General features: G+C 65.8%; 8 protein-coding genes. 5 read left to right on the top strand and 3 right to left on the bottom strand.

The window, feature by feature from the left end:
• Positions 1-134: 134 nt before the first annotated feature.
• On the bottom strand, positions 135-1,154 hold the full coding sequence (locus tag V3B25_RS19030; protein ID WP_049422604.1) for a zinc-binding alcohol dehydrogenase family protein: 1,020 nt from the start codon (positions 1,152-1,154) through the stop codon (positions 135-137).
• A 357-nt stretch (positions 1,155-1,511) separates the two neighbouring features.
• Between V3B25_RS19030 and V3B25_RS19025 the strand changes: the two genes are divergently transcribed.
• The 4 genes from V3B25_RS19025 to V3B25_RS19010 all read left to right on the top strand — a co-directional run bounded on the left by V3B25_RS19025 (position 1,512) and on the right by V3B25_RS19010 (position 4,581).
• Complete coding sequence (locus V3B25_RS19025) at positions 1,512-2,603, top strand: OmpA family protein (protein ID WP_010483958.1); 1,092 nt, start codon at positions 1,512-1,514, stop codon at positions 2,601-2,603.
• Positions 2,604-2,823: 220 nt separating this feature from the next.
• Positions 2,824-3,330 carry a hypothetical protein gene (locus tag V3B25_RS19020; protein ID WP_005408235.1) on the top strand — a complete coding sequence of 169 codons (507 nt, stop codon included), beginning with the start codon at positions 2,824-2,826 and terminating at the stop codon, positions 3,328-3,330.
• Between the two features lie 20 nt (positions 3,331-3,350).
• A complete protein-coding gene (locus V3B25_RS19015; RefSeq protein ID WP_197616478.1) occupies positions 3,351-4,160 on the top strand; it encodes a pseudouridine synthase in 810 nt (269 codons plus the stop codon).
• A gap of 85 nt (positions 4,161-4,245) precedes the next feature.
• A complete protein-coding gene (locus V3B25_RS19010) occupies positions 4,246-4,581 on the top strand; it encodes a hypothetical protein (protein ID WP_005412356.1) in 336 nt (111 codons plus the stop codon).
• A gap of 83 nt (positions 4,582-4,664) precedes the next feature.
• Here the strand turns inward: V3B25_RS19010 and kbl are convergent, their stop codons facing one another.
• On the bottom strand, positions 4,665-5,873 hold the full coding sequence (gene kbl / locus V3B25_RS19005; RefSeq protein WP_329811348.1) for a glycine C-acetyltransferase: 1,209 nt from the start codon (positions 5,871-5,873) through the stop codon (positions 4,665-4,667).
• Positions 5,874-6,071: 198 nt separating this feature from the next.
• On the opposite strand from kbl, the gene V3B25_RS19000 reads away from it, so the two are divergent.
• Positions 6,072-6,767, top strand: coding sequence for a TorF family putative porin (locus V3B25_RS19000; protein WP_329811346.1), 696 nt, complete (start codon positions 6,072-6,074; stop codon positions 6,765-6,767).
• Positions 6,768-6,911: 144 nt separating this feature from the next.
• Here V3B25_RS19000 and tdh read toward each other — a convergent pair whose 3' ends face one another.
• Positions 6,912-7,934, bottom strand: a complete 1,023-nt coding sequence (gene tdh / locus V3B25_RS18995) for an L-threonine 3-dehydrogenase (protein WP_010483949.1) — start codon at positions 7,932-7,934, stop codon at positions 6,912-6,914.
• Positions 7,935-8,092: the final 158 nt, after the last annotated feature.

The following is an 8,092-nucleotide window of genomic DNA, read 5'->3' as shown; positions in this document are numbered from 1 at the left end:
CCCCCACCCCCCCCCACCCGGCGCGCGGGCCGGGCCCCCGGGGGCCTGTCTAACCCCGCCCCCCCCCCTCGACGCTACGATCAGACCGCACGGCCGGGCATGGGCTCGGCTTTACAGCGGCGTTCCAGCCTGGCTCAGTCGCGCCAGCCTGCCAGCGCCAGCTTGCCCACCGTGCGTCCGCTGGCCAGGCGCTGATGCGCGATGTCCAGATTTGCCGCATTGATCGGGCCCAGGCTTTCACTGAGGGTGCCGCGCAGCTGGCCGGCATCGATCATGCTGGCCGTGCGGCTGAGGATGCGGTGCTGCTCGATGCAGTCGGCAGTGGCAAAGCGCGAGCGCGCGAACATGAACTCCCAGTGGATGCCGATGCACTTGGCTTTGTAGGGATCGCCGATGCGCAGCGGCCCACGCGGCTCGACGATCAGGCCCACATGTCCCTGCGGCGCCAGCAGCAGGCCCAGTTCGTCCCAGTAGTGATCGGTGTCGGCCAGGTTGAGTGCGACCTGCACCGTGTCGATGCCCAGCGCCTGCAGTTGGGCCTGAAGTGGTTGCCGGTGGTCGATCACGTGCCGGGCACCCATCTGCCGGCACCAGTCGGCCGAGGCCTCGCGCGACGCCGTGGCGATCACCTCGAAACCCGCATGGCGGGCCAGCTGGATTGCCATCGAGCCGACCCCGCCCGCACCGCCGATCACCAGCAGGTGCTGGCCGGCGTGGCGGCGATCGTCCAGCCGCAGCGGCATGCGCTCGAACAGCAGCTCCCAGGCGGTGAGCGTGGTCAGCGGCAGCGCTGCGGCTTCAGCGAAATCCAGCGTGGTTGGCTTGCGCGCGACCAGGCGTTCATCCACCCAGTGGTACTGCGCATTGCAGCCGGGGCGGGTGACATCGCCTGCGTAATAAACCTCGTCACCGGAGGCAAACAGGCTCGCCTCGTCGCCGATTGCCTCGACCACGCCGGCAGCGTCCCAACCCAGCACGCGGGGTGCCTGGAGCGTGGCCGGATCCGTGCTGGCGCGCTGCTTGCCATCGACGGGGTTGACTGAAACCGCCTCGACCCGGACCAGCAGGTCACGGCCCCGGGGAGGCAGCGGCGGAGGCAGGTGGATATCGCACAGGGCAGGGGCGGATTCACGACTCAGGGCGACGGCTTTCATCACGGCTCCGGCTGGGTTCGTGGCTCCATCATAAGGTTCCTCACGTTTCCGCAGACGCGCTGAACCGTTTGATGCAGCGCGCCGCGCAATATGTCGTTTTCCCCACCTAAACCCCGTCAAACCCTTGCAGCGTGAGGGTCTTGCGGATTTTCATCATCCTGTATAGGGTTTCAACGTCGGACCGGCGGACGGTCGGGCGCAACACTTCACATGTTACGGGACTGTTAACATGGCCTTCACCCGCCTGAGCATAATGTTCGCGGCGGTGGCGTGCTGAATCGGCTGTCGTACATCGACGCACTTGTGCTGGCCCATGCCTCTACCGGTTTCATACCCCCGAAATAGGAGCTGTACTCAATGAACAAGAAGATCCTTACTGCCGCGCTGCTGGGCGGCCTGGCTTTTGCCCAGGCAGCTTCGGCGCAGGAGTTCGATGACCGCTGGTACCTGACCGGTTCGGCCGGCTTCAACTTCCAGGACAGCGACCGTCTGACCAATGACGCTCCGTTCGTGACCCTGGGCCTGGGCAAGTTCATCAGCCCGAACTGGTCGCTGGACGGTGAGCTGAACTATCAGAACCCGAACTTCGATTCGAACAAGGACCTGAACTGGTCGCAGTACGGCGTCTCGCTGGACCTGCGTCGCCACTTCATCAAGGAAGGCCGCGGCTGGAACCCGTACATCGTCGGTGGCCTGGGCTACCAGAAGTCGGAAGAAGAGTACCCGGCGCTGAATGCCAACGGTCCGCGCCAGCGTAAGGACGGCAACGTTGCCGCCAAGCTGGGCGTCGGCCTGCAGACCACCTTCGAAAAGCGCGTTGCTGTCCGCGCCGAAGTGGCCTACCGCGCTGACTTCGACGACCAGAGCGTTGCCGCTCCGAAGGAAGACTGGTTCGGTGACGTGCTGGCTTCGGTCGGCGTCGTGATCCCGCTGGGCCCGGCTCCGGTCGCGGCTGCTCCGGCTCCGGCTCCGGTTGCCCCGAGCTGCGCCGACCTGGACGACGACGGTGACGGCGTCAACAACTGCGACGACAAGTGCCCGAACTCGCAGCCGGGTCAGACCATCGGTCCGGACGGTTGCCCGGTGCCGGTCTCCATCGACCTGAAGGGCGTCAACTTCGACTTCGACAAGTCGAACCTGCGTCCGGACGCCGTGGCGATCCTGAGCGAAGCCACCGAGATCCTGAAGCGTTACCCGGATCTGCGCGTTGAAGTTGCCGGTCACACCGACTCGAAGGGTACCGACGCTTACAACCAGAAGCTGTCGGAGCGTCGTGCTACCGCCGTGTACAACTACCTGACCAAGAACGGCGTTGACGCCGGTCGCCTGGTCGGCCCGATCGGCTACGGCGAGAGCCGTCCGATTGCTCCGAACACCAACCCGGATGGTTCGGACAACCCGGAAGGTCGCGCCAAGAACCGTCGTACCGAGCTGAACGTCCAGAACTAAGTTCTGACGCTCTGCCAGTAGGACACAGCAGGACCCGGCTTCGGCCGGGTCTTGTTGTTTCTGCGGCCCGGAATGCGCGTGTCCGTCGGTCCGGGAACAACCGTTCGTCGGGTTTTTATCCGTAAAACCAATGAGTTGCCGTATTCATTGAAAGTGGCGCTTGAAAGCTGTCGCGGCATTGCTAAACTCGCCGCGTCACTTCCTTTCCTGGATGCCCTTCATGCTGCGCTCTGCATCGGCCGCCGTCCTGGCGCTGGCTCTGGTTCCCGCCGCCCACGCTGCGGTCGATTGCTCGGTCAACACCAGCGCCTCGCCGCTGCCGTTGCCGGCCACGACCATCGCGCCGGTGGCCGACGAGCTCTACATCCGTGGCAACCAGCTGGGCATGCCGGCCGGCGTGCTGAGCAGCAACTACGATCCGTCGCAGTCGCTGGACCAGGTGCTGCAGCGCCTGCGCATCGATGGCTGCCAGAACATCGCCAAGGCCATTCCGAGCGCACCGGCGGTGAAGCCGAACGATCCGGCGGCCTACAAGCCGCAGACCGAATTCGACAACACGCCCTGGCGCTTCGACATGAGCCAGAACGGCAAACGCATGACCGCCGAAGAGTTCGACGCCTGGATGAAGGCGCGTGGCGTGCGTGTGGTCAAGGCGCGTCCGGCTCCGGCCGCCACTCCGGCCCCGGCCGAAGCACCGGCTGAGACCAAGCCGGTCGACAAGAAGTAAGCACCGCGGGGAGCAGAGGCTTGCGCACGCGCCGCCCACCTGCCGCCCCCGCCGCCCGCTCCCACGCACCGCGTGGGCGTGCGACTCCCGCTGCCACAGCCGCCGGTGTCCGTCATGGCCTGGCGCGCGTGCTGTCCAAGGCCGGTGTGTGTTCGCGCAGCGAGGCCGCGCGCTGGATCGCCGATGGCCGCGTGCGCGTCTCCGGCCGCATCGTGCGGGATCCCGAATTCCCGATTGGGCAGCCGGCGCCGCCGATCGAGGTCGATGGCCAGCCGATGGGCGCGCCGCAGCGCCTGTACCTGATGCTCAACAAACCGCGTGGGGTGGTGACCACCGCGCAGGATGAGCGTGGCCGCGATACCGTGTACCGGTGCTTCGATGGTGCCGGTCTGCCGTGGATCGCGCCGGTCGGGCGCCTGGACAAGGCCAGTGAAGGGTTGTTGCTGTTCAGCAACGATCCGCAGTGGGCGGCGCGCCTGACCGACCCGCAGACCGGGCCGGACAAGACCTACCACGTGCAGGTCGACCGCCTGCCCGATGACGCCACGCTGGCGGCCCTGCAGGCCGGCGTGGACGACGAGGGCGAGTTCCTCGTCGCCCAGGCTGTGCGCGTGCTGCGCAGCGGCGATAAGACCGCGTGGCTGGAGGTGGTCCTCGACGAGGGCCGCAACCGCCACATCCGCCGCCTGTTGGCGGCCTTCGACCTGCAGGTGCTGCGCCTGGTCCGGGTTGCGATCGGCGGGCTGCAGCTCGGCGATCTCGGCAAGGGCCAGTGGCGGGTGCTGGAGGTCAGTGACCAGCAGCGGCTGGGGGCCGCTGCACCGGGCTGATCATCGCCCGCGGCCGGCGGTTGCCGGCCACCGTTCCAGGCGTAGGGGGCGTCTGGCTGCTGAATTTCCCGAACGGAGCCTGCCCATGTACCACCCGACCCTCAACCAAACCCTGCGCTGCGCAGGCCTGCTGCTGCCGATGGTGCTGCTGACCGCCTGTGGTGGCCACAAGAAGGTGGCCAAGGCAGAAACGCCGGCCGAAACCCCGGTGGTGGAAGTGAAGACCCCGGAGCTGGATGGCCGCGGCAGTTACCGCTTCCTGATGAGCAACGGCGACAAGAAGATGACCGCCGACGAGTTCGATGCCTGGATGAAGGCCAACGGCATCCGCGTTGCCAAGGGCAACGGCCAGGACGCTGCCGCCAAGCCGGTGGTGGTGGCCAGCAAGGACGAGCCGAAGGGCAAGAAGAAAAAGAAGTGATGCCGGGAAGGTGCCGACCTCGGTCGGCACGCCCTCACGCCCGGTAGGTGCCGACCTTGGTCGGCACGCTTTGACCGCTGGGATCAACCCTTGATCACGCCCAGCTCGACGCCAATGCGGGTGAACGCATCGATCGCGCGGTCCAGGTGCTCGCGGCTGTGCGCAGCGCTGATCTGGGTGCGGATGCGCGCCTGGCCCTTGGGCACCACCGGGAAGAAGAAGCCGATCGCGTAGATGCCTTCTTCCAGCAGGCGCTCGGCGAACTTCTGCGCCAGCGGTGCGTCGTACAGCATCACCGGGCTGATCGGGTGCACGCCCGGCTTCACGTCGAAACCGGCGGCGACCATCTTTTCGCGGAAGTAGCGGGTGTTCTCCACCAGGGTGTCGCGCAGGTCGTCAGCGGCGGCCAGCATCTCGAACGCCTTGATGCCGGCGGCCACCACATGCGGCGGCAGCGAGTTGGAGAACAGGTACGGCCGCGAACGCTGGCGCAGCAGCTCGATCACCTCGGCGCTGGCGCAGGTGAAGCCGCCCAGTGCGCCGCCCATGGCCTTGCCCAGGGTGCCGGTGATGATGTCGATCTTCTCCAGCACGCCCTTCACTTCGGCCGAGCCGCGGCCGGTGGCACCGAGGAAGCCGGTGGCGTGGCATTCGTCGATGTGCACCAGCGCGTTGTACTTCTTCGCCAGCGCGGTGATCTCGTCCAGCGGCGCAATGAAGCCGTCCATCGAGAACACGCCGTCGGTGGTGATCAGCTTGGTCTTGCAGCCGGCGGCGTCGGCGGCCTGCAGCTGGGCTTCCAGGTCGGTCATGTCGCAGTTGGCATAGCGGAAGCGCTTCGCCTTGCACAGGCGTACGCCATCAATGATCGAGGCGTGGTTCAGCGCATCGGAAATGATCGCGTCGTTCTCGCCGAGCAGCGGCTCGAACAGGCCGCCGTTGGCATCGAAGCAGGCCGCGTACAGGATGGTGTCCTGCTTGCCGAAGAAGTCGGCGATCTGCTTCTCCAGCTGCTTGTGCAGGTCCTGGGTGCCGCAGATGAAGCGCACCGAGGCCATGCCGAAGCCGTGGGTATCCAGCGCATCCTTGGCGGCCTGGATCAGGTCCGGATGGTCGGCCAGGCCCAGGTAGTTGTTGGCACAGAAGTTCAGCACCCTGCGGCCGTCCTCGAGGGTGATCTCGGCCGACTGCGGGCTGGTGATGATCCGCTCGGACTTGAACAGGCCCTGGGCGCGGATGGCGTCCAGTTCCTCGGCGTAGTGGCGGGTCAGGGCGGAGGAGGCGTCGGTCATGGCGTGGGCACGGCTCTGAACGGGGAAACCGTTGATTCTACCGGGCTACGACGGCCTTCGACCGGGCCGGGCAGGGCACCGCCACGGGTGGCACATGTTGCATCGCAATAGCAAACGGGTTAAAAATTCGTGAACCGCGCCTGTCTGACGCCGGTTTGCCGCTCCCCCTTCCCGCCCCCGCCACCCTCGGAGACGCTCATGAAGCACACCCGTGCCTGCCTCGCCATTGCCGCTGCCCTGTCCCTGGCCGCCCCGTTCGCCGCCAGCGCCCAGGAAAACGAATCGCCGTACAGCTGGAACGTCACCGCTGTTTCCGATTACCTGTTCCGTGGTGTGTCGCAGACCGACGAGGATCCGACCCTGCAGGCCGGTTTCACCTACACCAGCCCGGTTGGCCTGTATGCCGGCGTTTGGGGTTCGGGCGTGGACTTTGGTGCAGGTGATCCGAAGACCGAGGTCGACTACCTGATCGGCTACGGCGTGGACGTCACCGAGCGCGTCAACGTCGACGTGCTGCTGAACCGCTACACCTACCTGAAGTCCAGCCACCAGAACTACAACGAGCTGATCACCACCACCACGCTGGATGACACCTACAAGCTGACGGTGGCCTACACCAACGATGTATGGAACAGCAGCACCGATGGCTGGTACTTCGGCCTGGGCGGCAGCTGGGGCCTGCCGAAGGACTTGACCTTGAATGCCAATGTCGGCCGCAGCACGTTTGAAGACGGCATCGCCAAGGATTACACCGACTGGAATGTCGGCGTTGAGCGCCAGTTCGGGATGGCCAAGGTCGGCCTGGGTTACTACGGCACCGACGGCAACGGCCGCGACAACTCCGGCAAGCTGGCCCACAGCCGCGTGATGCTGACCGTGGCCATCGGCAAGTAACGCTGCAGGCGTTACCGGTAGTGCCGGCCGCTGGCCGGCAACATCGGGATGGCAAAGAAAAAGGCGCCCATCGGGCGCCTTTTTCAGTTTCAAGGTGTGCCGAGCAAGCTCGGCACCCACCCACCCATCGCGCGCGGCGAAGGGTCAATTCCAGCTCAACACCACCTTGCCGGCCTTGCCTTCTTCCATCAGGTCGAAGCCCTTCTGGAAGTCGTCGATCGGCAGCTGGTGGGTCATCACCTTGCCGAGCGGGAAGCCGGACAGCACCAGCTGGGTCATCTTGTACCAGGTCTCGTACATCTTGCGGCCGTAGATGCCCTGCACGGTCAGGCCCTTGAAGATGATCTTGTCCCAGTCGCAGCCAGCGCCCTTGGGCATGATGCCGAGCATGGCGATCTTGCCGCCGTGGTACATGCAGTCGAGCATGTCGTTGAACGCGCGCGGGTTGCCGCTCATTTCCAGGCCGACGTCGAAGCCCTCCATGTGCAGCTCCTTCATCACGTCCTTCAGCGACTGGTTGGCCACGTTGACCACGCGGGTGGCACCCATGTCGGCGGCCAGTTTCAGGCGGAAGTCGTTGACGTCGGTCACCACCACGTTGCGTGCACCGATGTGCTTGCAGATGCCGGCGGCGATGATGCCGATCGGGCCGGCACCGGTGATCAGCACGTCTTCACCGATCACGTTGAACTCCAGCGCGCAATGCGCGGCGTTGCCGTACGGATCGAAGAACGCGGCCAGCTCGGACGGAATCTGGTCCGGGATCGGCCACAGGTTGCTGGCCGGCATCACCATGTACTCGGCGAAGGCGCCGTTGACGTTGACGCCGATGCCGACGGTGTTCGGACACAGGTGCGGGCGGCCGCCACGGCAGTTGCGGCAGTGGCCGCAGACGATGTGGCCTTCGGCCGAGACGCGCTGGCCGATTTCATAGCCGGTCACGGCCGAGCCGAGTGCGGCGACGCGACCGACGAATTCGTGGCCGATGGTCAGGCCCGGCTTGATGGTGCGCTGGCTCCACTCGTCCCACAGGTAGATGTGCAGGTCGGTGCCGCAGATCGCGGTCTTCTCGAGCTTGATCAGGACCTCGTTCGGACCCGGGGTCGGAACCGGAACTTCTTCCAGCCAGATGCCCTTGGCCGCTTCGCGCTTGACCAGGGCCTTCATCGTTTGCTGCGCCATCGGGGTGGAACTCATCAGGGGGAAAGCGCGGATTATAGGGTGCCGCGCGGATTTCCCATGTTGCGCTGCGGGTGCAGTGGCGGAACGAAAGGCGTGTGTTGGCGGGCGTTTCGAACGTGCTGCGAACAGCGGCGCCTCCCTGA

This window comes from Stenotrophomonas sp. SMYL8 (genome assembly GCF_036320065.1).
GTDB classification, from domain to species: Bacteria; Pseudomonadota; Gammaproteobacteria; order Xanthomonadales; family Xanthomonadaceae; genus Stenotrophomonas; species Stenotrophomonas maltophilia_A.
This window is presented reverse-complemented; position numbering and strand designations above follow the sequence as displayed.

What these genes read in the sequence shown, in the direction of transcription:
- V3B25_RS19030 (WP_049422604.1), bottom strand. Translation starts at nt 1,154, where the DNA reads ATGAAAGCCGTCGCCCTGAGTCGTGAATCCGCCCCTGCCCTGTGCGAT.
- V3B25_RS19025 (WP_010483958.1), top strand. Translation starts at nt 1,512, where the DNA reads ATGAACAAGAAGATCCTTACTGCCGCGCTGCTGGGCGGCCTGGCTTTT.
- V3B25_RS19020 (WP_005408235.1), top strand. Translation starts at nt 2,824, where the DNA reads ATGCTGCGCTCTGCATCGGCCGCCGTCCTGGCGCTGGCTCTGGTTCCC.
- V3B25_RS19010 (WP_005412356.1), top strand. Translation starts at nt 4,246, where the DNA reads ATGTACCACCCGACCCTCAACCAAACCCTGCGCTGCGCAGGCCTGCTG.
- kbl (WP_329811348.1), bottom strand. Translation starts at nt 5,873, where the DNA reads ATGACCGACGCCTCCTCCGCCCTGACCCGCCACTACGCCGAGGAACTG.
- V3B25_RS19000 (WP_329811346.1), top strand. Translation starts at nt 6,072, where the DNA reads ATGAAGCACACCCGTGCCTGCCTCGCCATTGCCGCTGCCCTGTCCCTG.
- tdh (WP_010483949.1), bottom strand. Translation starts at nt 7,934, where the DNA reads ATGAAGGCCCTGGTCAAGCGCGAAGCGGCCAAGGGCATCTGGCTGGAA.